Source organism: Thermosynechococcus sp. NK55a (assembly GCF_000505665.1).
Classification (GTDB): Bacteria; Cyanobacteriota; Cyanobacteriia; order Thermosynechococcales; family Thermosynechococcaceae; genus Thermosynechococcus.
On record NC_023033.1, the window covers coordinates 2,204,164 to 2,229,790 of the forward strand.

29 protein-coding genes and 1 pseudogene are annotated in these 25,627 nt (G+C 53.1%); 12 read left to right on the forward strand and 18 right to left on the reverse strand.

Annotation, left to right across the window (positions count from 1 at the left end; all coding sequences use genetic code 11):
- Positions 1 to 68 precede the first annotated feature (68 nt).
- The 4 genes and pseudogenes from NK55_RS10670 to NK55_RS10685 form a co-directional block, all read right to left on the reverse strand.
- Positions 69 to 608: a DUF2854 domain-containing protein gene (locus NK55_RS10670; protein ID WP_024125713.1), complete on the reverse strand. Its 540-nt coding sequence runs from the start codon at positions 606 to 608 to the stop codon at positions 69 to 71.
- Between the two features lie 13 nt (positions 609 to 621).
- The gene (locus tag NK55_RS10675) at positions 622 to 1,113 is read right to left on the reverse strand and encodes a YajQ family cyclic di-GMP-binding protein (RefSeq protein WP_024125714.1); all 492 of its coding nucleotides are present in this window, start codon (positions 1,111 to 1,113) and stop codon (positions 622 to 624) included.
- Between the two features lie 2 nt (positions 1,114 to 1,115).
- A pseudogene (locus NK55_RS10680) lies at positions 1,116 to 2,401 on the reverse strand (ABC transporter substrate-binding protein).
- A gap of 141 nt (positions 2,402 to 2,542) precedes the next feature.
- The gene (locus NK55_RS10685; protein WP_024125715.1) at positions 2,543 to 2,893 is read right to left on the reverse strand and encodes a hypothetical protein; all 351 of its coding nucleotides are present in this window, start codon (positions 2,891 to 2,893) and stop codon (positions 2,543 to 2,545) included.
- A 299-nt stretch (positions 2,894 to 3,192) separates the two neighbouring features.
- On the opposite strand from NK55_RS10685, the gene petB reads away from it, so the two are divergent.
- The gene (gene petB, locus NK55_RS10690; protein ID WP_011056639.1) at positions 3,193 to 3,840 is read left to right on the forward strand and encodes a cytochrome b6; all 648 of its coding nucleotides are present in this window, start codon (positions 3,193 to 3,195) and stop codon (positions 3,838 to 3,840) included.
- A gap of 105 nt (positions 3,841 to 3,945) precedes the next feature.
- Positions 3,946 to 4,431 (forward strand): cytochrome b6-f complex subunit IV, encoded by a 486-nt coding sequence (gene petD / locus NK55_RS10695; RefSeq protein ID WP_024125716.1) that lies wholly within the window; start codon positions 3,946 to 3,948, stop codon positions 4,429 to 4,431.
- A gap of 54 nt (positions 4,432 to 4,485) precedes the next feature.
- On the opposite strand, the gene NK55_RS10700 is transcribed toward petD, so the two are convergent.
- Together NK55_RS10700 and NK55_RS10705 are read right to left on the reverse strand one after the other, a co-directional pair.
- A complete protein-coding gene (locus NK55_RS10700; RefSeq protein WP_041429269.1) occupies positions 4,486 to 5,025 on the reverse strand; it encodes an NYN domain-containing protein in 540 nt (179 codons plus the stop codon).
- Between the two features lie 389 nt (positions 5,026 to 5,414).
- Positions 5,415 to 5,888, reverse strand: a complete 474-nt coding sequence (locus NK55_RS10705) for a hypothetical protein (protein WP_024125718.1) — start codon at positions 5,886 to 5,888, stop codon at positions 5,415 to 5,417.
- A gap of 182 nt (positions 5,889 to 6,070) precedes the next feature.
- On the opposite strand from NK55_RS10705, the gene NK55_RS10710 reads away from it, so the two are divergent.
- From NK55_RS10710 to NK55_RS13600, 6 genes are all read left to right on the forward strand, one after another.
- The gene (locus NK55_RS10710; RefSeq protein ID WP_024125719.1) at positions 6,071 to 7,522 is read left to right on the forward strand and encodes an ATP-dependent DNA helicase RecQ; all 1,452 of its coding nucleotides are present in this window, start codon (positions 6,071 to 6,073) and stop codon (positions 7,520 to 7,522) included.
- 120 nt (positions 7,523 to 7,642) lie between these two features.
- Complete coding sequence (locus NK55_RS13595; protein WP_024125720.1) at positions 7,643 to 8,341, forward strand: FxLYD domain-containing protein; 699 nt, start codon at positions 7,643 to 7,645, stop codon at positions 8,339 to 8,341.
- Between the two features lie 49 nt (positions 8,342 to 8,390).
- Positions 8,391 to 9,176 (forward strand): HAD family hydrolase, encoded by a 786-nt coding sequence (locus NK55_RS10720; protein ID WP_041429271.1) that lies wholly within the window; start codon positions 8,391 to 8,393, stop codon positions 9,174 to 9,176.
- A gap of 62 nt (positions 9,177 to 9,238) precedes the next feature.
- The gene (locus NK55_RS10725; RefSeq protein ID WP_024125722.1) at positions 9,239 to 9,520 is read left to right on the forward strand and encodes a hypothetical protein; all 282 of its coding nucleotides are present in this window, start codon (positions 9,239 to 9,241) and stop codon (positions 9,518 to 9,520) included.
- Positions 9,521 to 9,670: 150 nt separating this feature from the next.
- Positions 9,671 to 10,237, forward strand: coding sequence for a DUF2808 domain-containing protein (locus tag NK55_RS10730; RefSeq protein WP_024125723.1), 567 nt, complete (start codon positions 9,671 to 9,673; stop codon positions 10,235 to 10,237).
- A gap of 124 nt (positions 10,238 to 10,361) precedes the next feature.
- Positions 10,362 to 10,709: a 1-acyl-sn-glycerol-3-phosphate acyltransferase gene (locus tag NK55_RS13600; protein ID WP_051372848.1), complete on the forward strand. Its 348-nt coding sequence runs from the start codon at positions 10,362 to 10,364 to the stop codon at positions 10,707 to 10,709.
- A 149-nt stretch (positions 10,710 to 10,858) separates the two neighbouring features.
- Here NK55_RS13600 and NK55_RS13875 read toward each other — a convergent pair whose 3' ends face one another.
- Genes NK55_RS13875 through hslO form a run of 3 tightly spaced genes read right to left on the reverse strand, consistent with a single transcriptional unit; the run spans position 10,859 to position 13,348 of the window.
- Positions 10,859 to 11,038, reverse strand: a complete 180-nt coding sequence (locus NK55_RS13875) for a hypothetical protein (protein WP_225871754.1) — start codon at positions 11,036 to 11,038, stop codon at positions 10,859 to 10,861.
- Positions 11,039 to 11,050: 12 nt separating this feature from the next.
- Positions 11,051 to 12,424 carry a 1-acyl-sn-glycerol-3-phosphate acyltransferase gene (locus NK55_RS10740; RefSeq protein ID WP_024125724.1) on the reverse strand — a complete coding sequence of 458 codons (1,374 nt, stop codon included), beginning with the start codon at positions 12,422 to 12,424 and terminating at the stop codon, positions 11,051 to 11,053.
- 24 nt (positions 12,425 to 12,448) lie between these two features.
- On the reverse strand, positions 12,449 to 13,348 hold the full coding sequence (gene hslO, locus NK55_RS10745; RefSeq protein ID WP_024125725.1) for an Hsp33 family molecular chaperone HslO: 900 nt from the start codon (positions 13,346 to 13,348) through the stop codon (positions 12,449 to 12,451).
- A 189-nt stretch (positions 13,349 to 13,537) separates the two neighbouring features.
- On the opposite strand from hslO, the gene mazG reads away from it, so the two are divergent.
- Entirely contained in the window at positions 13,538 to 14,656 is a 1,119-nt protein-coding gene (gene mazG, locus NK55_RS10750; RefSeq protein WP_024125726.1) for a nucleoside triphosphate pyrophosphohydrolase, read from the forward strand.
- Here mazG and NK55_RS10755 read toward each other — a convergent pair.
- Genes NK55_RS10755 through trxA form a run of 3 tightly spaced genes read right to left on the reverse strand, consistent with a single transcriptional unit; the run spans position 14,653 to position 16,977 of the window.
- Positions 14,653 to 16,401 carry an ABC transporter substrate-binding protein gene (locus NK55_RS10755; RefSeq protein ID WP_024125727.1) on the reverse strand — a complete coding sequence of 583 codons (1,749 nt, stop codon included), beginning with the start codon at positions 16,399 to 16,401 and terminating at the stop codon, positions 14,653 to 14,655. The genes mazG and NK55_RS10755 overlap by 4 nt on opposite strands.
- A complete protein-coding gene (thiS, locus tag NK55_RS10760; protein WP_024125728.1) occupies positions 16,401 to 16,622 on the reverse strand; it encodes a sulfur carrier protein ThiS in 222 nt (73 codons plus the stop codon). The genes NK55_RS10755 and thiS overlap by 1 nt, the downstream gene beginning before the upstream one ends.
- 31 nt (positions 16,623 to 16,653) lie before the next feature.
- Positions 16,654 to 16,977 (reverse strand): thioredoxin, encoded by a 324-nt coding sequence (gene trxA, locus NK55_RS10765; RefSeq protein ID WP_024125729.1) that lies wholly within the window; start codon positions 16,975 to 16,977, stop codon positions 16,654 to 16,656.
- A 213-nt stretch (positions 16,978 to 17,190) separates the two neighbouring features.
- Here trxA and psaX point away from each other — a divergent pair, with 213 nt between their 5' ends.
- Complete coding sequence (gene psaX, locus NK55_RS10770) at positions 17,191 to 17,301, forward strand: photosystem I protein PsaX (RefSeq protein ID WP_081711791.1); 111 nt, start codon at positions 17,191 to 17,193, stop codon at positions 17,299 to 17,301.
- A gap of 50 nt (positions 17,302 to 17,351) precedes the next feature.
- On the opposite strand, the gene NK55_RS10775 is transcribed toward psaX, so the two are convergent.
- The 3 genes from NK55_RS10775 to NK55_RS10785 form a co-directional block, all read right to left on the reverse strand.
- Positions 17,352 to 17,720: a YccF domain-containing protein gene (locus NK55_RS10775; protein ID WP_024125730.1), complete on the reverse strand. Its 369-nt coding sequence runs from the start codon at positions 17,718 to 17,720 to the stop codon at positions 17,352 to 17,354.
- A 50-nt stretch (positions 17,721 to 17,770) separates the two neighbouring features.
- The gene (locus NK55_RS13605; protein WP_051372849.1) at positions 17,771 to 19,432 is read right to left on the reverse strand and encodes a mechanosensitive ion channel family protein; all 1,662 of its coding nucleotides are present in this window, start codon (positions 19,430 to 19,432) and stop codon (positions 17,771 to 17,773) included.
- Between the two features lie 75 nt (positions 19,433 to 19,507).
- Positions 19,508 to 20,242, reverse strand: a complete 735-nt coding sequence (locus NK55_RS10785; RefSeq protein ID WP_024125732.1) for a glutathione peroxidase — start codon at positions 20,240 to 20,242, stop codon at positions 19,508 to 19,510.
- Between the two features lie 44 nt (positions 20,243 to 20,286).
- Between NK55_RS10785 and NK55_RS10790 the strand changes: the two genes are divergently transcribed.
- Positions 20,287 to 22,128, forward strand: a complete 1,842-nt coding sequence (locus NK55_RS10790; RefSeq protein ID WP_024125733.1) for an HMA2 domain-containing protein — start codon at positions 20,287 to 20,289, stop codon at positions 22,126 to 22,128.
- Between the two features lie 18 nt (positions 22,129 to 22,146).
- On the opposite strand, the gene NK55_RS13315 is transcribed toward NK55_RS10790, so the two are convergent.
- Positions 22,147 to 22,323 (reverse strand): hypothetical protein, encoded by a 177-nt coding sequence (locus NK55_RS13315; protein ID WP_024125734.1) that lies wholly within the window; start codon positions 22,321 to 22,323, stop codon positions 22,147 to 22,149.
- Between the two features lie 398 nt (positions 22,324 to 22,721).
- On the opposite strand from NK55_RS13315, the gene speY reads away from it, so the two are divergent.
- Positions 22,722 to 23,885, forward strand: a complete 1,164-nt coding sequence (speY, locus tag NK55_RS10795; protein WP_024125735.1) for a homospermidine biosynthesis protein — start codon at positions 22,722 to 22,724, stop codon at positions 23,883 to 23,885.
- Here speY and NK55_RS10800 read toward each other — a convergent pair.
- Together NK55_RS10800 and NK55_RS10805 are read right to left on the reverse strand one after the other, a co-directional pair.
- Positions 23,882 to 24,628: a metal ABC transporter ATP-binding protein gene (locus NK55_RS10800; RefSeq protein ID WP_024125736.1), complete on the reverse strand. Its 747-nt coding sequence runs from the start codon at positions 24,626 to 24,628 to the stop codon at positions 23,882 to 23,884. The genes speY and NK55_RS10800 overlap by 4 nt on opposite strands.
- Positions 24,625 to 25,563: a metal ABC transporter substrate-binding protein gene (locus NK55_RS10805; protein WP_024125737.1), complete on the reverse strand. Its 939-nt coding sequence runs from the start codon at positions 25,561 to 25,563 to the stop codon at positions 24,625 to 24,627. The genes NK55_RS10800 and NK55_RS10805 overlap by 4 nt, the downstream gene beginning before the upstream one ends.
- Between the last annotated feature and the right edge of the window lie 64 nt (positions 25,564 to 25,627).

A 25,627-nucleotide genomic window follows, 5' to 3' on the forward strand; every position in this document is an offset into this window, starting at 1 on the left:
ACATCTGAATTCAGGGCAAAACTATTTACCAGTAATCTTAGTCAACTGGAACAGGATTGACCACGGCCTTACTGGCGAATCAGGGCCACTGCCACACGGTCATTGCCCTCATTGGTAATGGTTACCCGAATATTGGGGCCAAAGAAGGTCTGCATCTTGGCTTGCTTCGATTGCCACACCTCAAAGGGGACCGCCGGGGAGTCAAATTCCAAGATTAATGTATAGGCACCATCGGTTAGCGTCTCGGCGATCGCTACCAAGACAGGACGCTCCGCATTCGAAGGACTCAGGCCTAAACTAGCCAATGTGCTATCGAGGTGGGCTTCTTGACCATAACGATAGCGAGTGACATCCCTACGGATTTGGGTTTGGGTAGGTGTTGCTTGGCTACGGCCCGCGATCGCCTCCGGGGTTGGGGCTTCACGATAGGGCACCGGCTTGAGTTCTGCCGCCTTTAAGGCCAATCCTCCCAACAGTAGGGGCACACCATAGAAAAAGCCAGCCAGATTCAAGGTGGCATTCCCCGCAGCATAGGCCACCACCCCCACCCCTGTCAGCAGTGCACCAACAATTAACCCCAAAGTTCCCAGCGATACAGACCCCAACATGCCCCTTCAACCACTAGCGGTAATTTGTAAATTGTAATGGCACAGGATAATCTTCCGTTTTCAGGCGTTGGATCACCGCTTGTAGGTCATCCTTTGACTTGGCACTGACCCGCACCACATCCCCTTGGATGGAGGCCTGCACTTTCTTAAATTCATTGCGGATGAGCTTGCTAATTTCCTTGGCTAGCTCTGAATGGATACCACGCCGCAACTTAATCAACTGTTTGACCCGTTGGCCCCCCGCTGGCTCCACAGGCCCATAGTCAAAAATTTTCAGAGACAACTGCCGCTTCGCTGCCTTCTGCTGCAGAATCGTTTGCACTGAATTGAGGGTAAACTCACTATCGGTGTGAATCGTCAGTCCCTCTTTTGTCAGTTCAAGGGTAGTCTGGGTATCCTTAAGGTCATAGCGGGCCTTGATCTCTCGCTCAGTCTGATCCACCGCATTGACCAGCTCCTGCCAGTCAAAATCACTCACAATATCAAAGGAAAACGTGCTTGCCATGCCTAGGGTTTTTGGGGATTGACTTGACCAATTACCTTTAATTTACCGTCATCGGTGACCTCCCAAATGTCATAAACTCCCACAACATCCCCATTTTCATCAATATCCACATTGCCACTGGCGCCTTGATAGTTAATTTCTTTGCCTTCCCGCAGTAAAGCTAGCCCGGCACACACATCATCCACTTCTTCCCCCGGTGGATTGGCCACATCGCGCAATTTGTTGCGAATTCCTTCACCGGTATTTTGTCCGGAGGCCTGTGCAGCCAATACAAGAAGCGCAGCGGCATCCCAAGCCTGAGCGCCAAAGGCAGGGAGATCACCACCTTTTTTGTTTTCCAGAGTTTTTGGAGTTTAGCCAGAGCTTTACCATCGGCACCCGGAACGGTGCCCTTGGCGCCGGCAATAATATATTTGCCATCGGGGGTGCGTCCCACTTGGTCTGGAAAACTTTCAGACTTCACACCATCAGTGAGGAGAATAGCCACATTTTGAGTCAGGCCTTGCTCAAAAGCAGATTTTAGGAGCAAGCTGCCAGTTTCCGGATACAGGATCGCCACCACCGCATCAGGTTTGCCGCCAAAGGCAGCAGCGGCCTCTGTTGTGAAGGTGGTTGCCCGCTCATCATAACGGGTTGGGCGGTCTTCATTGATCACTGTGCCCCCTAGGGCTTTGAAGGCACGGGTAAATTCCTGCTCAAAGCTGCGGCCATAGTCGTTGTTGATGACAACTGTAGAAACCCTTTGATAGCCTTGCTGTTTGGCCAGTTGAGCGAGGGCTTGGGCTTGGTAGTTATCAGGGGGAGCAGTGCGTGCCCAATAGCCGTTAAAGTCCCCTTTCTTGGCCCGTTCTGTGAGCAGTGTACTAGTACTGCCCGGAGAAATCAACATCACCTGACCGCGGGTGGCAATATCGGCTGCGGCGTTCGAGACACTGCTGCCAAAGGAGCCAACCACCCCTGCAACTCGGTCAATCTCGACCAACTTCGTCATCGCTTCTGCCCCAGAGGCGGGATTAGATTGATCATCGGCAGCAATGAGCGTGACGGGCTGGCCATTAGCACCACCACAGGCATTTACCGTTTCCACCAGCAGGGGTACCACCTCAGCAATGGGGGTTCCCACGGAGGCTAAGTCACCGGTTGAGGGCAATAATGAACCAATGCGTAGCCCTTCTGCTGTTGGAGCGGTGGTAGTAGTATCCGCCTCGCAGGCACCAACGGTAAAGAGGAGGAGTAACCCTGCAACAATTTTGGCGGCTGCCCATCCGCTTGACGGCTGTTGACCCATAGCTGTGATTCTCACAATTTGCCAGAATCCTACTGCAACTAGGGAGATATTGCAATGCGCGGAGACGATGCCTTGGACAAAAAAGGGGCATTCCGACATCAAACAGCCCCTTTGCATCGAATGCTCTGTGAATGAGTTTTCCTAGGTCGAGGGACGAACTTGCCGCGCCATGTTCAAGAATGCAGCCATATTGGCTCCCGGACGACGACGGGTAAAACGGGTGTAAGGAACAGGGGTCGGTGTGGGTTCTGCTGGAGCTGGAGCAACGGGGGTGGGTGCTGCGGCAACGGCTTGAGCGGGTTGAGGTGCAGCAGCAGGTTCAGAGGTCGGGGCAGGTTCTGTCGCTTTCGTAGGGGTTGGCGGTGCAGCAGGGGCAGCCCTGTTGTCATCTAATTCAATGTAAAATTCGCTCTTTTTGCCCAAGCCAAAGAGCTTAGCGATCGCCCCAAATAGGCCAAAGATAGCACCAAACAGTTTCTTCAACAGATTCATCTCAAAGCCTCCCAAGCGGTCGTTATGCTGCAGGTAGTAGAGGATACAGCTCCAAGGCGTCCTGAAGCTGTTGAGACTTTATTATCGGACGGTAGGTGGCACCAATCAACCTGAAAGCGCCTGGGCATCCCTTTTCTATGAAGGGGGATACATCAAGGGGAGGCCAATCTCTAGGTTTTCACAGTTTTCAGGGTGTTCTACCCCTGGGAAAAGGGCTGTAACTGAATGTGGAAAGTCTGAGAGGGCTTATGTTACATTTTTCAAAGTAAAGCAGCGGTTTCGCAGGACTAATCACTGTTATGAACAAAGTTTACGACTGGTTTGAGGAACGCCTCGAAATTCAGGCGATCGCTGACGATATCACCAGCAAGTATGTGCCGCCCCACGTAAACATTTTTTACTGTCTTGGTGGCATTACCCTCACCTGTTTTCTCATCCAATTTGCCACAGGCTTTGCCATGACGTTTTACTACAAACCTACGGTGGCTGAAGCCTTTGCTTCTGTGCAGTACATCATGAATGAGGTCAATTTTGGCTGGTTGATCCGCTCCATTCACAAGTGGTCCGCCAGCATGATGGTCTTGATGATGATTTTGCACGTCTTTCGGGTCTATCTTACCGGCGGCTTCAAGAAACCCCGCGAACTCACTTGGGTGACGGGTGTGGTCTTGGCGGTGATTACCGTCAGCTTTGGTGTCACGGGCTACTCCCTGCCTTGGGACCAAGTGGGCTATTGGGCGGTCAAAATCGTTTCCGGTATCCCTGCAGCGATTCCCGTGGTGGGTGACCAACTGGTGGAACTGATGCGTGGGGGTGAAAGTGTCGGTCAAGCGACCCTCACTCGCTTCTATAGTTTGCACACCTTTGTGCTCCCTTGGTCGATCGCCGTCTTTATGCTGATGCACTTCCTGATGATTCGTAAGCAGGGCATTTCGGGTCCCCTGTAAGCCAAGCATCAAGAAATGTAACAGAGCCTGCTATTTTCGGCGGTTCCCCTTGTTATGCTCCAAGTAATCTCCCCCTTGCTGACCCTCTAGGAGAACGATTGATTTATGGCAAAAGTTTTGAAAAAGCCTGATTTAACGAATCCGGCTCTGCGGGCAAAACTGAAAAAAGGCATGGGCCACAACTACTATGGCGAACCTGCTTGGCCCAATGACCTGCTCTATATCTTCCCTGTGGTGATTATGGGCACGATCGCTCTGGTGATCGGTCTGGCGGTGATGGATCCTGCTATGGTGGGTGAACCGGCGGATCCCTTTGCCACCCCCTTGGAAATTTTGCCGGAGTGGTACCTCTATCCCACCTTCCAGATTTTCCGGGTGGTACCCAACAAGCTGTTAGGTGTGCTCATCAATGCCTCCATTCCCTTGGGCTTGATGCTGATTCCTTTTATTGAAAGTGTCAACAAGTTCCAAAATCCTTTCCGTCGTCCTGTGGCGATGACGGTCTTCCTCTTTGGCACACTGGTGACGCTGTGGCTGGGTATTGGTGCTGCTTTCCCCTTGGATAAGTCCCTCACCCTTGGCCTGTTCTAGGCACCTAAGAAAATACGCTAGGATTTGCGCATCTGGCAATGCTGGGTGCGCTTTTTAATTTGAATTTTGTGAATTTTGCGGGTCAATTTTTTCAATAAACGGGCGAATTTCATTGAGATCAATGTAGCGATCAGTGGCGTTGCGCAGTTCCCGCGCAATCATCCCTTCGGTGGAAACAACTGTGATATGGGTGTTTTTGGAACGCAGCAATTCGATCGCTCGCTCAAAATCACCATCCCCGCTAAAGAGAACTACGCGATCGTACTGACCAACGGTGTTGAACATATCAATCACAATTTCAATGTCTAAATTGGCTTTTTGGTAGTACTTGCCAAGGGCTTCGTCGTAGTATTCTTTCAACAGCTTTGTGCGCACGGTATAGCCAAGGTTAATGAGCGCATCGCGAAACGAACGCTGATCTTGCATATCCTTGAGGCCGGTATACCAAAAGGCATTCACCAATACAATGTTGGGATCACGGGTGAAGAATTCGAGAACACGACGGGGATCGAAAAACCAGCCGTTTTTCTGCTGGGCATAGAACATATTATTTCCATCGATAAAAATTGAGAGGCGTTCTTGAAGGGGAAGCATAATTAGGGAGGACCTATGGATCAGTGAGGTATGTGTAATAGGAGAACAATTGATAGAAGCTTGAATAGGGGATGGGTTTTATAGATTCTCTTGGGAGAGAGCTTAACAGGATTCAAGAGGGGAGGAGCCAGCCCTTCAACGGGCAACAGGATAAAAAGAAATATACGATAAGTTCTGCGATTGCTAGTAATCAGACAAATAAAAGCTAGCTAACGGTTCAGTGGGAACACTTTTAAGAAAGAGAAAATATTTATTAATGCTTTTTTAATCACTGCAATCTATTTTAACGGAACTCCATAGGAGATGCTACAGTTTTTCCTTGGCGATCGCCCCTTACAAGCCCAAAAAGGGGGCAGGGCCCCCCAATCGTTAACGCTTTCCAGAAACTGTCAATACAGGGCGCGTACTGGCGGAGCTGGCATAGCTCTTGGGCGGGGTGGGGGGGCAAAGAAGGGCGGCTGCGAGGGTGGCAGCGGCGACTCCACCATCAAATTACAGGGAAAGGGCGTACCGTACATCGAGGTACAGAAGGGGCTATCGAGATCACGGGTGCGGACAGGAGGTTGATTGCTTTGCTGATACCACCCATCCTTAGAAACATAGTTGATTCGCTCTGCCCGCTTGATGATGTCGTTATCGCGATAGCTAGGAGCACCAAATGTAAAAGCGGCATCGCCAGCGATGGATTCATCCTGCCAGTACCTTTGGCTGTCATCAATGCGTTCAAAGGCTTGGGGCAAGGTGGGCTGAGTAACCGGGAATTGTTGCGGATTAATGGGTTGGCGGCGGCTTTGGGCAGTTGCCGGAGCGACCACCGCTGCCAACATTGCCACGCATACCAGCGGCACAAATTTCATGCCCATAGGTTCATCTCCATAAGCGTTTTACACTTCGGCAACAGTGATAGGTCTAAAGGGTGTTAGGTATCCTAGGATTTTTGCTTAAAATTATTCTAGATTGATTCTAAATTGACTGCTCTTGCTGCCGCCAGAAGACTGTGCCGCTTTTTGCAGCGCTGAATGATCTCAGGGTTTAGGCCAGTGGAATGCCAGAGGCCGATTTGAAGCCGATACAGGCTGCCCTACAGCAATACTGGGGCTATTCTGAGTTGCGATCGCCCCAAGCAGAGGTGATGATAGCACTCTTGCAACGACGGGACGCCCTAGTTGTGCTGCCCACAGGAGCGGGCAAAAGTCTCTGTTTTCAGTTGCCAGCAGTGCTTCAACGGGGATTGACGCTGGTGGTTTCGCCGCTGCTTGCCCTCATGGAAAATCAGATCACTGAATTGCGGCAACGGGGTCTTGCGGCCGCAGCCTATCACAGTGAACTGCCCAGCAGCCAACGCCGCCAGATTCTCTCGCACCTAAGGGACTACCGTTTGCTGTATCTTTCGCCGGAGTCCTTATTTTCTAGCCCTCTTTGGCAGCGCCTCTGTTCAGCAGAAGTGGAACTCAATGGCTTGATTGTGGATGAAGCCCATTGCCTTGTGCAGTGGGGCGATCGCTTTCGACCCGCTTATCGTCGCTTGGGAACGGTGCGCCCTGCCCTTCGCCAATGTAAACCTCAGCAGCCACCCCTGGCGATCGCTGCCTTTACCGCCACTGCCGATCCCCATGCCCAACGCACCCTGATTGAGGTTTTAGGTCTAGAACAGCCTGTACAGATCATTCACAGCCCCTATCGGGCCAATCTCTATTTGGCCGTACGTTCTGTGTGGAGTCGGGGGTATCGCCGCCATTGTCTCCAGCAATTTCTCAAGCAGCAGGGGAGAACCTGCGGATTGATCTATGCCCGCACCCGCCACGATTGTGAAACCCTTGCCACTTGGCTTCAGGAGCAGGGACACCGCAGCAGCGCTTACCATGGCGGACTACCGGCAGTACAGCGACGCCAAATTGAGAGCGATTGGTTGCAGGACAAACTGCCTTTTGTGGTCTGTACCAATGCCTTTGGTATGGGAGTCAATAAACCCAATGTGCGTTGGATTTGTCACTACCAGCCGCCCCTGCAACTCAGTGAATATCTCCAAGAGGTGGGACGGGCTGGGCGGGATGGTCAGCCGGCACAGGCACTGGTTTTGGTGAGCGATCGCTGGGGTTTGGATCGCGAAGATCAACAGCGTTGGTATTTTTTTCAGCGCCAAAGTCAAGACACTTACAATCGCGCCATGGCACTGCAGGCGCAGCTGCCCCTGCGGGGCAATCTTCAGCAACTGCGGCAACACTTTCCTGAGGTGGAATTGACCCTGGCATTACTGCATCAACAGGGGGCACTCCGCTGGCAAGACCCCTTTCACTATTGCCGTCAACCCTTGGCACAGGTGCCACCCCCGCCCAAAGACCCTCAAGAACAGTTGATGCAAGAGTTCCTCTATCAGCGGGGCTGCCGCTGGCAGTTTCTCCTCCAAGCCTTTGGTTTTGCCACTGAGGCAAGGGGATTCCACTGTGGCCATTGCGATCGCTGTCGGCCTGCGCACCGCTCCCGCAAAACACTGTAAATTGACAGAGCTGTATCACTGGCACATTGTGTACACTGGCACATAGAAGGGTAGCTTGACCATTGGTAGGCAAAAGTTTCCCAGCAGTCATTCTGTTGCCACAAAGTAGGGGTTGCGGGCATGGGGCTACTACAAGTTGAGGAAATTCGCGAAGCACTTCAAGAGGTGCTTTCAGAACACGCCCTTGTTGTGCAAGTCAATCAGTTTCGCAACCAATTAAACATTATTTTGAACAAACCCCCCGGCACCGTTGCCCATTATTCTGCCCTAGCGGATCTTCTCAAGTCTCGCTTGGGACAGTTTCACCTCGATGATATTGACCGCATTAAAATTATTGGCCGCATACAGGGTTCGCCTAAACCCGATTGGGAAGAGGTTATTGATCTGCGCCCTCTCAACCCAGCCCTAGCTGCCCCTGTGTATGCTTCCTCTGCCCCGTGGGTGGTGGCGATCGCTGCTGGCTTTGTTAGTTTACTGGTGATCTTTAGCTATCACCTTGGTCAGTGGCAGCAACAGCAACGGCTGCAGCAGTTGATCGAGGGTTCCCTTGGTCAAAAAGGGGTAGTGATGACGGACTTTAAGTGGCACATTGAGGGTGGTACACCGTTTATTGTCGGGGTTCTTAAAAACTACAGTAAAGACTATTTTCGCCTAGTTCAGGGGGACTTTGAACTCTTTGATCAACGCGGTCAGCAAGTTGGGACCGTGGCGGTACGGGTTTATGGTCTTGGCCCTGAGGAAACATGGCAATTTCGTGAACCAATAGCCAATCGTCAGGCAATGGGAGTACGGCTAGTAAAATTACAGTCATTCAATTAATGTTTTCCTAATGTTTAGGTTTCCCCAGCAGGGAGCAATACCGCTTGCTATGGCACACCTTAAAGCCCTGATCTTTGATGTTGATGGCACCTTAGCAGATACGGAGCGGGATGGCCATCGTGTAGCCTTCAACAAGGCCTTTGCCGCCGCTGGTCTAGATTGGGAATGGGATGTTTCCCTCTATGGTCAACTCCTGGCGGTGGCTGGGGGCAAGGAGCGGATAAGGTATTACCTTGAGTGCTTTCGTTCCGATTGGCCACGTCCCCAAAATTTGGATGCTCTGATTGCCGATTTACACAAGGCCAAGACCCGCTATTATACCGAGCTATTGGCGGAAGGGGCTATTCCCCTGCGGCCGGGGGTGAAACGGCTCCTCACTGAAGCCCGTGAAGCAGGATTACGTTTGGCGATCGCCACCACGACCACCCCTGCCAATGTTACTGCACTCCTTGAAAATACGCTCGCTCCTGATGGCGTCAGGTGGTTTGAGATAATCGCTGCTGGGGATGTGGTTCCAGCCAAGAAACCTGCGCCCGACATTTACTTCTACACACTTGAAAAGATGCGTCTCTCACCCCAAGAGTGCCTTGCCTTTGAGGATTCGGCCAATGGAATTCAGGCCGCCACCGCCAGTCGCCTAGCGACCATTATCACGATTACCGACTACACCAAGGATCATGATTTTCGTGATGCAGCACTTGTCTTGGATTGCCTAGGGGAACCGGACTATCCCTTTCAGGTTCTGCGTGGTGAGGTGGGTTGGACAACCTATGTGGATGTGCCCCTATTGCGATCGCTGCACCAGCAGTGGACAAGCACGTTGAGTCAGCGATAATTTTCTGGCCACAGCGTTTTACATTGAATATTACCCCCTTAGTCTGAGGAGGAAGGAACATAATGTACACAATTGATTTAGTTCTGCGTCATGTCCCCATGCCCGTCAGTATTGAACGCAAGGAAAGTGCAGCAGCGACGGCGGCCTATCAGCAAATTCAGCAGGCCATGGCCAGTGGTACCCCAACTGTCCTCGAACTGACGTGCGATCGCCAAGTGGGCAAAAAGTTAACGGTGCTCACCTCAGAAATTGTGGCCGTGCAAATGGCTGATAAGGATGCTCCCTCCAGTGTCACTAGTCGTGGCGGATTCTTTGCTCAATTGGTGCAGCAAACCAGCAACTAAGGGAAAGTCTCTCAATAAAGCTGAGTTTTTCTTGGCCATGGTGATTCTTTGCCGTTAGGATACTAAGCAGACTGATCCGTAGGGGAACGTGAAGCGAATCCTCCCCGTCTGAAAGTCAGGTATCTGTGGTGTCGTGTAATAGGGTTGTCTATGGTGAAGCGTTTCCTACCGGTTCTGATTCTGTTGGGGTGTAGTCTGGGTCCTGTGACCCCTGCCCTTGTGCGTGCCCAAGCCAATCAGGGCTTTACGTTTACCTGGGGTGACGGGCCCAGTGGCCGACAGCAGTTGCAATACCACTTAGATAACGGCACCCCCGGTTTTATGGGCGATCGCTATTGGCTGCGTCTGGGTCAGCAAAAAGTGGCCATCAACCGCATTAATATCACCTATCCTGACTATTACACCGGCATCATTGATCCTAAAGGCATTGAAGTGCGCATCGGGGGTAATCGCGGCAACAGCTTCTTCCAGTTTCGCCGTGACCTGGGTCAGAAAATCCCACTTGCTGAAGTGTCCGTTGATCCCGATAATCGCGTCATTGACATTGTGCCTGCGGAAGTAATTCCGGCCGGAACCCCCGTACAGGTGATCCTCAACAATGTCCGCAACCCCAACAATGGCGGCATGTACTATTTCAATGCCCGCATTGGTTCCCCCGGTGATATTCCCTTGATGCGCTACGTTGGCACTTGGATTCTCAGTATTGCCAACAACTGATAACCCCCCTTGGTTTGCCAATTGACTTGCCAATTTGCGAACTGCTTAGCCCTCCCTGGCAAGAGGGGGGCGATCGCCCTAGGTTAGTCTTTGTGTGTTACAGCCGGGTCACGCTTCAGGCCAGATGCAAGATTCTGTCAAGTCTGCTCTCCTCACTCCTCTGATGGACCGTCTGGTGGGGGATTTTGGCCTGCGGCGCTATATTCGTACCCTTCGGGTGCAAGGGCAGGAGCAGGTGCCCAAAAGTGGTCCAGTGATCTTGATCCCCAACCATCGTTCCCGCTGGGATGCGCTGATTATTCCCTATGTTACTGGGCGGCGGGTGAGTGGGCGCGACCTCTACTCCATGGTCTCCCACGATGAGATGTTGGGACTGCAGGGCAGGGTGATTGGTCAGTGTGGCGGTTTTCCCGTCAATGCCCAAGCGCCTTCGCTGAGTGCGTTGCGTAGGGGTGTGGAACTTCTGCGGTAGAGGCAAGCCTGGGCGGTGTTCCCTGAGGGGAATATCTTTTGGGATTGCTAGACCCTCAAGCCGGGGTTGGCTCGCTTGGCCCTTCAAGCGGCCCAGCACTGTGAACAAGCAATCCAGATTCTGCCAATTTTACTCGATGATGCTCAGCCCTACCCGCAGTGGGGAAGTGAGGTCAAGGTATCATTGGTGCTCCCTTGAGTACTGGCAATGACGATGCCAGCTGCCCAAAAAGTGCTGCCTAACAACTGACCAGTGATCTCTTTAGAAGACTGCAGCAGCTCCAAAGCTCCAACAGGGGCGATCGCTCCTGTGTTTTGCTGAGACCTCAAACTTGAATCCCCCTAAGCTTCCGTAGGCACAATTAAGGCTTCAAATTGCTGGCGAATCTGATCAGTCACTTCCTTCACGGCTTGCCGTGCCCCCTGGCGATCGCGCCGATACAGAGGCCAATAGCTCTCTAAATCGAGAGGCTCTCCGACACTCAGGCGCACCTGCCGCAAACCCACCAAGCGATTCAGATTCGGGCTTTTTCCCTCTAGCCAATCCAACGTGCGCCAGAGAATCAGCACTACATCTGCAAAGCGATTAATCGTGAATTTCTCGCGGATATAGCTACCCGTAATTGAGGTAAATCGCTCCGCAAGACGCATATGACGCAATCGCACATTGGCTTCCTCGGCCAACCAATCGGCTAAGCAGCGCTCTACACTAGAAAGTTGTGCCAAATCACTGCGAAACATCCGTTCCCAAGCAGCCTGCTCAATGCGTCGGCAGCGACTGACAAAATCTGCACTGGGCTTAAGACCAAAGTAGGACTCCGCCACCACAAGGGCACTGTTGAGGAGTCGCTGAATTCGTGCTGCCAATTTAGCATTGGGGGAGTCAAAGGGGGGCAGTTCGGGAAAATCTTGACCATAGGAGGTAGCATAAAAGGCCTCTAGGCGGTCCAAAAGGTGCATTGCTAAATTCAGCAGGCGGCGGTAGAGGTCGTCTGGCTGGGTATGCTGAGAATCTGTAGGGCACCCAAGGCGGTTCTCCAGTTGTGCCATTAGCTTTGCCATGCGCTCCCAAGAGGGCTGACTGAGGCTGTACTGAATGCCGATGGGCAGAATGACCACAGGCAGCGATCGCCCCGCCTTAGCCAAATCTTCCAGACACCAAAATCCCAATTGTGCCACCCCCGGCTCTAAAGGTGCGACCAGTTCGTTGTGTTCATTCGTTGCTCCCTCCGGCGCTGCCGCTAGGGGAAATCGTCCCCCTACAAGTAACTCCCGCGCCGATCGCAGGGCTTGGCTGTCGAGCTTACCGCGCATGATTGAAATCCCCCCCAACCGTGAAAAGAGCCAACCAATCTGGGCCCCTGCCCAGAGGGGAATCCCGCGATCGTAGAGAAAATACCCATTTGTGGGGGGACGCAAGCGAATGCCCAGCCGCCGTGCTGTTTGCGGCAGGAGATGCCACATCAAATAGCCCATGACCAACGGATCATCCGTACAGGGATGGCGAAAGGCAATGAGGAGCCGTACCTGTCCCTGCTGAAACTGCTGGTAATAACGGGCAAGGGTCTCCACATTTACCCCTTCAACCCGCTGGAGCCCAAGACCATACCGAATATAGAGGGGCAGGAGTCTTGCCACTGTCCACCAGACGGGGTAGCTAAACCGCTGGGGGAGAAAATGCAACGGAGGTTGGGCAGTTGTAACTACACTGGACATCCGGCAAGCTCCTCAGGGCAACGGCTAAACTGAGGCAGTGGCCAACTCGGCAATTAACTGCTCTAACATCGGCTGATCCGCCCAATAGACAGCGTTACAGAACTGACAGGTGGCTTCTGCCTTTGCCTCTGTGGCTAGGATATCTCTTAATTCTGCCTCCCCTAGGAGCTTGAGTGCCCCTAACATCCGTTCGTGGGAACAGCCACAGTGAAAGCGCACCATTTGCCGTTGGGGCAAGATGTGCAAATCCATATCCCCTAAGAGTTCCTGAAAGATCTCTGGCAGTGTCCGCCCTGCCTGTAGCAGTGGGGTAAAGCCCTTAAGATTGGCCACCCGTTGTTCGAGGGTCGCGATCAGGTGTTCATCATTGGCGGCTTTGGGTAGCACCTGTAACATCAACCCACCGGCGGCAGTTACCCCCGCCTCTTCGACAAAAACACCCAATATCAGGGCGGAGGGGGTTTGCTCTGAGGTGGCGAGGTAGTAGGTGATATCTTCAGCAATTTCGCCGGAGACTAGCTCCACTGTGCTGGAATAGGGGTAGCCGTAGCCAAGATCGTGGATGACGTAGAGATATCCCCGATGGCCCACCGCCGCCCCCACATCCAATTTGCCCTTGGCATTGGGGGGCAGTTCAACACTAGGGTACTGCACATAGCCGCGAACTGTGCCATCGGCACCGGCATCGGCAAAAATGGTTCCTAGGGGACCGTTGCCCTGAATGCGCACGTTCACCCGTGCTTGGGGCTGCTTGAAACTGGAGGCAAGGATTAAGCCTGCGGCCATGGTTCGTCCCAGCGCCGCTGTGGCCACGTAGGACAGTTGGTGACGTTTGCGGGCTTCATCAGTGAGTTGAGTGGTAATGACACCGACGGCACGGATGCCTTCGGCCGCAGCAGTTGCTCGCAAGAGAAAATCGGCCATGTTCAACCTACGAAATGTTTTGTTACATTTAGTGTGACATACTCCCACCGCTGACCAGAGCAAAATGGGGCAAAAAACCTTCAATCCTGCCTTTGGTGATCGATCCAGTCCAGCTAGCCATGTGGTTAAGACGGGGGAGACCCCTAGCACTGGGGCCAGAAAATTGGCGATGATAGGCAAGCAATAGTCATGCAGCGTCCAGTCATTCCGCCTATGGCCATGCCCCTCACTGTCTTGCCTGCCACAACTGTTTTGACAGAAGCGATTCAATTGCCTCAGGGCGGCTTGATTACGGAGATTCCGACGCTGGCGATCGCCCACCGTTTGGCACAGCAGTTGCGCCGCCATTGGCCCTTGGAGACGCCCTTAACGCTGATTGATGCCCAACACCAGAGTATCCCCCTGACCCTTGGGGAATTGGCGGAGCTCACCGATGCCAACTGTCCTTTACAGCTCTATGTGCCACCCCCCTTGCCAGAGGCCTTGACGCAATTTCAACGCCTGATTGATGTGGTTCGAGAGCTGCGCCATCCAGAGCGAGGCTGTCCTTGGGATTTGCAGCAAACCCCAACCAGTCTCGTTCCCTATGTTCTTGAGGAAGCCTATGAAGTGGTACATGCCCTGCAGGAGGGAAATGCGGCGGCGATCGCCGAAGAATTGGGAGACCTGTTGCTTCAAGTTGTTCTCCAGAGCCAACTTGCCCAAGAAGCCGGCCAATTTACCCTTGCTCAAGTCCTTCAAGGAATTACCGAGAAACTGATCCGTCGCCATCCCCATGTCTTTGGTGAAGTAGCACTCACCACTGCTCAAGAGGTGCGTGACCAATGGGAGCAAATCAAAGCGGCTGAAAAAGGTAGCGAAGATCCCCTCCCCCTGAGTCAAAAGCTGCAACACTATGCCCGTACCCTCCCACCCCTGATGGCAGGGATGAAAATTGGTGAGCGAGCGAGTCGCGCTGGCCTAGACTGGCCGACTATTAGCGGTGCATGGGAGAAATTTTACGAGGAACTGGCGGAGTTTCAGGAGGCGCTTTTGCAAGGGAATGCTGAGCAACAGACTGCGGAATTGGGAGACCTCCTCTTTAGTGTGATTAACCTCGCCCGCTGGTGCCAACTGGATCCTGTTAATGCCCTGCAACAAACCTATCAACGCTTTATTCAACGCTTGGCGTGCATTGAGGCGGCTATTGATCGCCCCCTGGAGACTTACACCCTAGAAGAACTAGAAGTCCTCTGGCAACAGGCCAAAGTACAGTTAGCCACAGACAGCGAGGCAAGCCCTAGAGAACCTGACTCTGAAGGGGCCTAATCCGCTGCCGCCATTGCCACTTTCAGTTCATCGAGATTCCACAGGGCACCCCCCAGGGCGGTGGGATTCGCGCCAATGACATGATTGCGAAAAGCGGTGAGGGAGAGGGGATTCACCAGGTAGATAAAGGGGAGATATTCCTGAGCCAGGCGTTGGGCTTCAGCATAGATTTGCTTGCGTCGTTCTAGATTTAGCTCCTGGGCGCCTTGGACATACAGATCACTGATGCGCCGCTCCCAGTCAGCGACGACTCGCCCCGTAATGGGTGGTTGATTCGGTGACGGTTGCTGATTGAATGTATGCAAAAGGCCATCCACGCGCCAGATATTGGCCCCGCTATTGGGTTCATTGCCCCCCCCGGTAAAGCCGAGGATATGGGCTTCCCACTCTAGGGAATTGGAGAGGCGATCTACGAGGGTACCAAAGGCCAAAAATTGCAGATCCACCTGCATGCCGATCGCCCCTAAGTCCTGCTGAATTTGCGTTGCTATTGCCTCACGGATTTTGTTGCCCGCATTAGTTATCAGGGAAAAGCGGACGCGGTTCCCCTTGGCGTCAAAGAGGCGACCTTGATCGTCGTAGCGGAAGCCTGCCGCTTGGAGTAATGCCTTGGCTTTGGCCACATCGTAACTGTAGGTGGGCAGCCCCTGTGCCGGCGAGAAGTAAAAGGGACTTTGGACGGGAATCGTTGAATGTTGGGGCGCCCCTAGACCTTGGTAGATGTTGTTAATCATCCGCTGGCGATCGAGGGCATAGGCCACTGCCTGACGGAACCGCACATCATTAAACCACTCGGACTTCACGGGATCCACCAGCGGCTTGCCGTTGCGCCGACCGCGATTGAGATTAAAGCAAAGGAAGAGGGTGTTGGGACTTGGCCCACTATTGTAGATGGTGAACTGGCCGCGCTTTTCCTCGCGTTTCAAAAGGGCAAACATCTCAGGGGTGACGGCAAATAAATCCAGGCCGCCTGAGCGAAACTGCAGCATGGCGGTGTCGGTGGATTCCACAATTTGCCAAATAAAGCGTTCCAGATGGGGCAGCGGCGATCGCCAATAGAAGGGATTGCGGCGAAAAATCAACCGCTGGCCATTCACATAGCGATCCATGACAAAAGGGCCATTGCCGACAATTTGCCGCGGGTCGGTGTCTGTGCCCCACATAGACAGGAACTTCAACCGCCCTTGGCTATCCCGCTGTCGTACCGCTTCCCGCAGCAGATGGGCGGGCAAAATCGGCAATCCAGCATTGCGTAAAAAAGGAGCAAAGGGTTCCGGGAGCTTAAAGGTGACTTGGCGATCGCCTTGGGCGGTCACTGCCGGCAGCAGCCCCTTCTGGCCAATGCGGAGAATATCGCGGCTACTGGTGGGAATCTCAGGATTGAAGTAGATTTTATTGTAGGTAAAAACCACATCCTCACTGGTGAGGGGCACACCATCCGACCATTTCAGATTCGGCCTGAGTCGAAAGACAATCTCGAGGGTTTCCGGCTTAATTTCCCAAGACTCAGCAAGGGCAGGCTCTAGTTCACCCGTGAAGCCATTTTCTTGAATTAACCCTGTGTAGAGATAGCCAAAGACATTGGGGGATTCTTGGCTCAGGGCATAGTTAAAGGTTTTCGGGTCTGAGGTGACGGCGGTCACCAATTGGTTGCCACGGGGCGTAATCAGCCCAGCACAGCTTCCAAGGCTAAGGGTGCACAGATAAACCAGCAGCGCAATCAGAGGCCATCGCCACCAGCGCATCAGCCGCCACCGACAATTGTGACAATTTCCAAGCGATCGCCCGCCTGTACATAGGTCGTTTCCCAAAACTGCCGATGTAAAATCTCACCATTGTATTCAATGGCAACCAGGCGGGGGTGAATATTCAGTAGGTTGCAGAGTTCTGGAATCGAGAGCGATCGCCTCAAGGTGTGAGGAGTGCCATTGACATGAATGAGGATCGCTGGCTCAGCAGGAACCATAGCTGTAGGGGTAAATTCAACCTAATTCAACCTACAGGAACTGGGCAAGAGTCGCCTCAATTTTGGTTTTTGGCACCGCGCCTACTAAAATATCCACCTTTTGGCCACCCTTAAAAATCATCAGCGTCGGGATACTGCGAATGCCAAAGTCAGTCGCCACCTTAGAGTTTTCGTCAGTATTGACCTTGACGACCTTGACTCTGCCCTGATACTCATTGGCGATTTCATCAACGACGGGTGCCACCATGCGGCACGGCCCACACCAAGGTGCCCAGAAATCCACTAACACAGGAATATCGCTATTTAATACTTCTTGTTCAAAGGTGGCATCTGTAACGGACAATGCACTAGACATAAGCAGAACCCTTATCGCGAATCAGCAACCTTAAAAATATACTCTAGCAACTTTTAGGCTGACCTTGGGCTTTGGATTGTTTTTAACTTTCCAGACCCTGGGCAGTCTAGCTCGTAACTAGGTTTGATTGGCAGTATATCACGTCTCCCTCCGCGGACAGGAGACTATCGGCATATAATAAAGTTACTGTTTTCTATCACGAGGATGTCAACTATGGCAACAAAATCTGCAAAACCCACCTACGCTTTCCGCACCTTCTGGGCTGTGCTACTGTTAGCCATTAATTTCTTGGTTGCCGCCTACTACTTTGGCATCCTCAAGTAGGACTTTAGACTAAGTATCGAGGGGGCACCCTAGCCCCCAACGATTCACACTCACCTCAACTCGCGGCCAAAGGGCAGTAATCCTAAAATCATGAGTTTGAAGTGCTGCCGCGCAAAGGGTAGGCCAATAATGGTCACCGCCAAGAGCAACCCCCAAAAGAGGTGATTCAGGGCAATGCCCCAGCCCACGACCAAAAGCCACAGAATATTAAAGATCATCGTTAGAGTGCTATTGGCATCAGGCGCCTCAACAATGTGCTTGCCAAAGGGGAGGAGCGTACTCCAACCCAGTTGAATGGCTTTAATCCCAAAGGGGATGCCAATGATCGTCAGGCACAGCGTCACACCGCCAAGCATATAGCCAATGCCCGTGAGGAAGCCGCCAAAGATCAACCAAATGAGATTGCCAAGAAGACTCATGAGCCGCTGCTCCAAACATTGCTTAGGCCCACTCTAGCAGCCACCTGGTGCTATTTGGGTAGCCTAATGCGGAATCCGGGGGGAAGATAGTCGTCCCCTAAGTAGGTGCTGGGAATCGTGCTGGTGTTGCCATCCCGCAGTGCTAAATAGCTCGGTGACATGATTTCAATACCTGCTTCATTGCAGGCATCTTGGAGGTTTTGATGCAATTCAGAAAGGGTATAGCGCAGCTCCTGCCAGTTACGGGTGTAAACATTCAGCTCATAGGCGATGTGGTAGTCATTTAGGGCAGTTTGCAGGACAAAGGGGGGAGGATCGTCAAGGATGTTGGCGGTGCGGCGGCCCGCCTCAATCATGACCTTATAAACATCGCGCCAAGGGACATCATAGCCAAGGGTAATCGTGGTTTGCACAATCAGGGGCTGACCCATTTCCCGAATGGCCACAGCATAATTGATGACCGTGTTGTTGAGCAGTGATGAGTTGGGGACTGTAATCACTTGATTGTTGAAGGCACAAATGCGGGTGACAAGGAGTGTTTTTTGTACCACAATCCCCTTGACATCGCCGATTTGGATGAGGTCGCCCACCTGAAAGGAGCGAGTATAGATGAGAATGACGCCGCCCACCACGTTGGCGATCGCCGAGGTGGAACCCAAGGAAAAGAGAATCCCCAAAAACACAGAAATACCTCGGAAGGCTGGGGAATCAAAGCCGGGTAAGTAGGGAAAGACAACGACTGCCGCCAAGGCAATAATTAAAATTTGCAGTAAGTTATAGGTGGGTTTTGCCCAATCGGTATAGAAACCGGGGATGACGAGGCGTTCACTTTCAATCGCGCTAAAAATTGCCCGCACCCCTTTCAAGAGGTAATAGGTGATGGCAACAATGATGGCGATCGCCACCAAATTAGGGAGATAGTTCCCAATACTCGTGAGAATAAATTCAAGGGAACCCAAGAAGTGATTGAGAAAATTCTTGCCAAAGGTGCGCGTCCAAGGAAAGAGATTAAAAACAAACGTCAGGTACAGATAGAGAATAAACAACAGCAGCGCTAGTCGGCTCAACTGCAATATCCGCAATAGCCAACGCTCAACCTTTTCCTGAGAAATAATCTCAAAATTTTGCAGGCGCAAGGGGGGAATCCGCTCCCCACCCCAGCGGCTCACCGGTGGGAAAATCTTACCAGAGATGCGAACCACCACCGAATAGAGCATCAGCGTAAGAATCGTTGCTAAAACCGCAAAAATAGTATTTTTGAGCAGGTTTTGGGGAACCCGATCTTGGCGATAACGGGTAATGGCCTCACGAATGTGCTGGGCCAGTTCAATCGCTACTTCTTCTTGACTTTCTAGGCGATTGTCAACATCCGCTTTTGTAATGGTAATGAGGGGGCGGTTTCCTTGAACAACCGTAACATTATCGCGATCGCCCCCTCTTTTGATGGTAATGCTGTCAACGGGGATATCTTCATCCTCTGCCACTTGTCGGATACGGTGTTGAATCGCTGCTGCCCGCTCCTCGGGGGTAAAGGAACCAACCCCTTCGCGCACCTCAAACAAAACTTCGCCATCGAGGGTAACTGCGTATTCCTGAATCTCAGCCGGGGCTGGGGGGGCTTGGGCATCTTGCGCCATTAGAGGCCACGGTGTCTGCCCCGCCACTAGCAAAAAAGTAAACAGCAGGCAGAGGAAAAAGCGGGGCTTTGTCATAGATGGCGGAGATGCAGGCAGTTCATTCTCCATTTTGGGTAAAATCCTTGCCTGCCGCTGCTTTAGCCAAAATCCTTAACAATCGGTGGCCAAGTATTCCGCCAGCGCCTCAGAACCGCCAATATATTTGCCATCAATAAAGACTTGGGGAACTGTTGTTGCGCCGGTAATGGCTTGGAGCGATCGCAGGCTAGCCCCCTCACCGATGACAATCTCATCGTAGTGAATGCCCTTTGCCGCAAGCATCGTTTTGGCGTTGGCGCAGTGGGGACAGCCCCGCTTCGTAAACAGGGAGACCCATTGCCGCTTGTAGCTGGGGTTGAGGTAGCAGAGCATCGTTTCCGCATCCGAGACCTTAAAGGGGTCGCCGGGTTCTTCCGGTTCAATGAACATTTTCTCAATGATGCCATCCTTCACCAGCATTGAATAACGCCAAGAGCGTTGACCAAAACCAAGGTCTTCCTTATCCACGAGCATTCCCATGCCGGCGGTAAATTCACCATTCCCATCGGGAATCAGACGCACATTCTCTGCCTGCTGGGTTTTGCCCCACTCATTCATGACAAAAGCATCATTGACAGAAATGCAGAGGATATCATCCACGCCACATTCACGAAACAGAGGTGCCAATTCGTTGTAGCCGGGGAGATGGGTTGAAGAACAGGTGGGCGTGAAGGCACCCGGCAAAGCAAACACGACAACTGTTTTGCCATTGAACAGATCATTGGTGGTTACATTGACCCATTGATCGCCTTTGCGGGTGCGAAAGGTAACTTCAGGAACACGTTGGCCTTCACGGTTGGGTAGCATGGTGGAATCCTCTACATAACGTTGCTTTCTAAAGCGTAGTCGTTATGACTCTGTTTTGTCAAGTTGTTATGGAGCAGCAAATTGTTCATGCCACAACAGGGCGGGTGCGCTTTCGAGTGCCGCGTGTGCAACGGGATCCTGCCTATGGAAAGTTATTGGTGCAGTTGCTGGAGTCTTTGGCCATTGTTGAGCAGGTGCGTCTCAATCCGCAGGCGGCGACAGTGGTGGTGCAGTATCAGCCCCATTTGCTCGATGAGGCAGCAGTCTATGAACGTTTGAAGCAGTGTTTTGAACAGGCAATGGTGGCCGTGCCGCAGCCCTTTCCGGACAGTGCGGCTCCTGCGGAGGCGATCGCCCTTGAAGACTACGAAGCACAGGTAGAGGCGGATGCTCGCCTTGAAACCGATTGGGAACGCTTGGGGCTGCCCTTGGTGGCCTTAGGGGTCTCCCTCCTCAGTGCGCCCTTGGAATTGCCCTTCGCGGTTGTTGGGGCTACGGTCTTGGCCAGTGCTTGGCCTTGGTTTCAGCGGGTGGGGCATCAGATGAGTCAGGGGCATCCCCCCAATGTAGATCTGCTCGATAGCCTTTGGATGGTACTGCATACCGTCAATGGCCAGTTCTTAGCGCCTGCATTGAAGACCACGTTGGCCGGGGCACGGGCAGATGTGCGCGATCGCCAGCGACGGCAACAGATGGATCGATATCCCAGTGTCTTGATGGCTCACTATGAACACCTGACGGTGGAACGTCAAGGTCACTGCCTCAGGATTGAAACTCAGGAGTTGCAAGCTGGGGATCTGCTGTGGTTGCAGCCCGGGGATGTTGTGCCTGCGGATGGCCGCGTTGTGGCTGGATTGGCGGAGGTGGAGCCTGCCCATTTTGAACCCTCCCGACAGGTGTGGATCTGCCGCCCCGGCGATGCCCTCTATGCAGGCTGTCAAATTCTCACGGGACAGGTTCAACTGTGGGTGATCCGCAGCGGTTGGCAAACGCGCCTTGGTTTGATGACAGATCTGCTGCACACTGAACCGGTCTATGACAGTGCCCTTGCCCACCAACAGGGAGAATTTGCCCGCCATGCGGTGCTGCCAACGCTTGCCCTGAGTGGTGCCCTCTGGCTGACGACAGGTGCCTATGGACCAGCGATCGCCCCCCTACAGTTTGACTTTGGCAGCGGTGTGCAGCTGTCACTGCGGACGGTGATGCTCTCGGCACAGGTATTCGCGGTGCAACAGGGGGTGTATCTACCCACTGCCGGTACTTTAGAACAACTGGCGCAACTGGAGAGCTTGGTGATTGATGCTCGCGCCGGTCTTCCCCAGCCTCAACAGGCCCACATCCTGATTCAGCAATTGCGACAGCTTGGCCTTGATATCTATCTGCTTCAAGATCAAGGTAGGCCCCTTGAGGGGACCACAGAGGTCACGGGCGATCGCCTCCCTGATCTTCAGGCCTATCTGGTGGGTAAGCGGCGGCGGGTCGGCTGGATCAGCTTTGGTGAAACCTGTTCCTGTCCTGAACCCACATGGTTACCGATTCGCTGGCGGCCCCCTACCTTTGACCCCAATGCCAAAGTGGTTGTTCTTTTGGACGGCGACTGGTCTGCCCTTGGCCGTGGCATTGCCCTTGCCCGCGATGCCCTAGAGCGAACCTATCAAAATGTGGCCTTGATTGCTCTGCCAAATTTAGCGGTTACCTTTGGCGGCCTGTTTTTGGGCTTGCATCCTGTGGTCAATGTCGTCACCAACAACGCTACTGCCTTTATTGCTGAGTTTTGGCATGGAAACTCAACCCAGTTTCGTACCGCCCTATTGCCAAGCGTGTCAACGACCGTCCCCCTGCGACCGCTGCCCCTAGAATCCCCTCAACTGGCGGTGGCCCCATAGAGGGAAGGCCTCCAGGGGCTAATAGCGCTGCTTCAAAAATGTGAGAACCGACCAAAGCCCCGTAAACCAACTGCCAAGGGCGAGGGTTAGGAAAATTCCCCCCGGCAGCATCGTCAGCCAACCGATTCCTCTTAACGCGTAGAGAATGAGGAAGATGCTAAAACAAGCCGCAAAAGCATAATAGGCGGGGCGCACGGCAAATTCGGTAATGAAGTGTTATAGTGATCTCGTAATGTAAGGGCATGGGACTTGTCAACAGTGAAACAATTGACGTTGATGGGCTATCCCAACATCGCAACTTGGTATCTCGAAATGGGGTTGCGCCAACGGCGAGCAGCCATCCCTGCACTGTCGGTTGTGGATAATTGCGAAGGACCGAGTATGAACTGATCGGCCTGCAACTGGAGGTTCACACCCTTGTGAACTGGGTCGATCAGAAGTGTTGAGCGTGTTCATCACTGTTATTGCACTTCAAGTTTTTAACAACTTCAACCAATTAGACACCCCTCAGCGGGCTCAATGGTGCTGCGGTTAGGAATGTTCCTGCCTAAGTGGCTATGCCTGCTGTGGAATTAGTTTGCGAGGAACGACCGATGTCTGCATTTGCTACCCCCATTACCCCCGCACCCATTCCCGACAACATCACCTTAACAGAACTTATTGACAAATACTTCACCGCCTATAACTCAGCACGGCTACGGGAAATTTGCCAACTCCTGAGTCAACGGGTGTTTCAGCCAGAGGTGACGGTTGGCCTGAGCCTCTCAGGGGCGATGACCCCCACGGGGTTGGGCATCTCAGCCTTAGCGCCTTTAGTGCGGGCTGGCTTTGTCGATTACATTATTAGCACTGGGGCAAACCTCTACCACGATATTCACTATGCCCTAGGCATGGATCTCTATGCGGCCCATCCTTTTGTCGATGATGTGCAACTGCGCAAGGAAAGCAAAATCCGCATTTATGACATTATCTTTGACTACGATGTGCTCCTGGAAACCGATGCCTTTTTGCGGCAGGTGCTGCGCAGTGAAACGTTCCAACGCCGCATGGGTACAGCTGAGTTTCACTATCACTTGGGGCGCTATGTGTGCGAACTGGAGGTGCAGCGGGGACAGCCCCATTCCTGTTTGTTGGCCACGGCCTATGAGTGCGGTGTGCCCATCTACACCTCCTCCCCGGGGGATAGCTCCATTGGCATGAATGTGGCGGCGATCGCCCTCGAAGGGTCGAAACTGATGATTGACCCCGCCATTGATGTCAATGAAACCGCAGCCATTGCCTACTTTGCCCGTGAAGCCGCTGAGGGCAAAGGCAAAAGTGCCGCCTTGATTATTGGTGGTGGGAGCCCGAAAAACTTCCTGCTGCAAACCCAGCCGCAAATCCACGAAGTGTTGGGGCTCGAGGAACGGGGGCACGATTACTTTATCCAGATTACCGATGCCCGTCCGGATACCGGTGGCCTGTCGGGTGCTGTGCCCAGTGAAGCTGTCAGTTGGGGTAAAGTGGATCCCCAAGGGTTGCGGGATACCGTCGTTTGCTACACCGATAGCACGATCGCCCTCCCCATTCTCACCGCCTACTGCCTCAATCGCTGTCAACCCCGTCCTCTGAAGCGGCTCTACGATCGCCGCGGCGAAATGGTCGAGCGCCTCCAGCAGCTCTACCTGCAAGCCCAACTTCAGCACAAGGTGAAGGAGCTGCCCACTGAAGCGCCTGTAGCCACCTATCCCTGTGGTACGCCGATTCGTCGCCGTTAGTCCCAGCGCCGGGGGATCCTCAGGGATCCCTCGAAGGCGCGCGCTAGATTTTCTGGCGTAAATACTTCACTGGTGCGGCCATAGGCTAGGATACTACGGTTCACCAGCACCACCTGATCACAGAAGGTAGTCATCGAGGAGAGATCGTGGGTAGAGATGAGAATTGTGTGCCCTTTCTCCCGCTCTGCCATGAGGAGAGCAATCATCAGTTTCTCCGTTTTCACATCCACACCTGCAAAGGGTTCATCCAAGAGCAACACCTGTGCTTCTTGGGCAAAGGCCCGAGCAAGAAACATCCGTTTCTTTTGACCGCCGGAGAGTTCGCCAATTTGGCGCTGCCGCAAGGGCCAGAGTTCCACCTGCTCTAGGCTTTCCTGTACCCGTTGGCGATCGCGCCCCCTCGGTTGGCGCAGCCAGTTCATCTTGCCGTAGCGTCCCATCATCACCACATCCCAGACCCGCAGCGGAAATTGCCAATCCACATCTTCACTTTGGGGCACATAGGCCACAAGGGACTGCCGTTGTACCTGCTGGCGGGGTAATCCATGAATGCGCACCTGACCTCGGATGGGCTTGACAAATCCCATGATGGCCTTGAAAAGGGTGGATTTACCGGCACCATTCATGCCCACAACCCCACAGATCGTGCCGGCGGGCAGTTGCAGCGTTGCCCCATGGAGGGCAAGATGGCGATGATAGGCCACCGTTACATCTTGTAAATCAATGGCAGGGCTAGAAATCATGGGGTTGTCCTCCCGCTGAGACCACGGATAAGGGTGTTGATGTTGTACTTGAGTAGGTCAAGGTAGGTCGGGGCATTCCCCTCAGGGGGTGATAGGGAATCCACATAGAAAATGCCAGCAAATGTAGCGCCAGACTCCCGTGCCACCTGTTGTTGGGGATTTGCATTGACGGTACTTTCGCAAAAGACAGCGGGAATCTGTTGCTGTCGCACAATGTCAATCACCCGCGTAATTTGGCGGGGTGTCCCCTCCTGATCGGCATTCACTGGCCAGAGATACACTTCCGTCAGGTCATAGTCTCGCGCCAGGTAGGAGAAGGCACCTTCACAGGTGACAATGTAGCGTTTGTGGGCAGGAAGGGTAGCAAGGGCCTGACGTAGCTCCTGATCAAGGGCGCGAATTTGGGCTTTGTAGGCTTTGGCATTGGCGGCATAGATCTCGGCGCCAGCAGGATCGAGGTCTGTGAGAGCCTTGCGAATGTTTTCAACGTAAATCAGGGCATTTTGGGGGGACATCCAGGCATGGGGGTTGGGTTGTCCTCGGTAGGCATCCTCTTGAATGGGAATGGGGCTAATTCCCTTTGTGAGCGTGACACGGGGCACATTCGGTAGGCTGTTGTAGAAGCGATCGCCCCACCGCTCGAGGCCAAGGCCATTTTCTAAAATGAGGGCGGCTTCCTGTCCCCGCACCAGGTCACTGGGGGTAAATTCATAGCCGTGAACTTCCGCTCCCGGTTTAATCAGTGACTCTACCCGCAGGCGATCGCCCGCCACCTGCTGCGCCATATCGGCAAGAACTGTAAATGTGGTCAGCACTAAGGGGCGTTCATCCCTATGGGTTTGGGTGGGGCGGGTTTCTTGGCGATTCTCCGGGGCTGGGACTCCACACCCACCCAGCAAGAGAATTCCTATCAGCAACCAACTCAGACCCCGCATGGTGGGCAATCTTTCATAATCCTTTCATAATTCTCAGCCTAACACAGGATGCTGCGGAAAATGA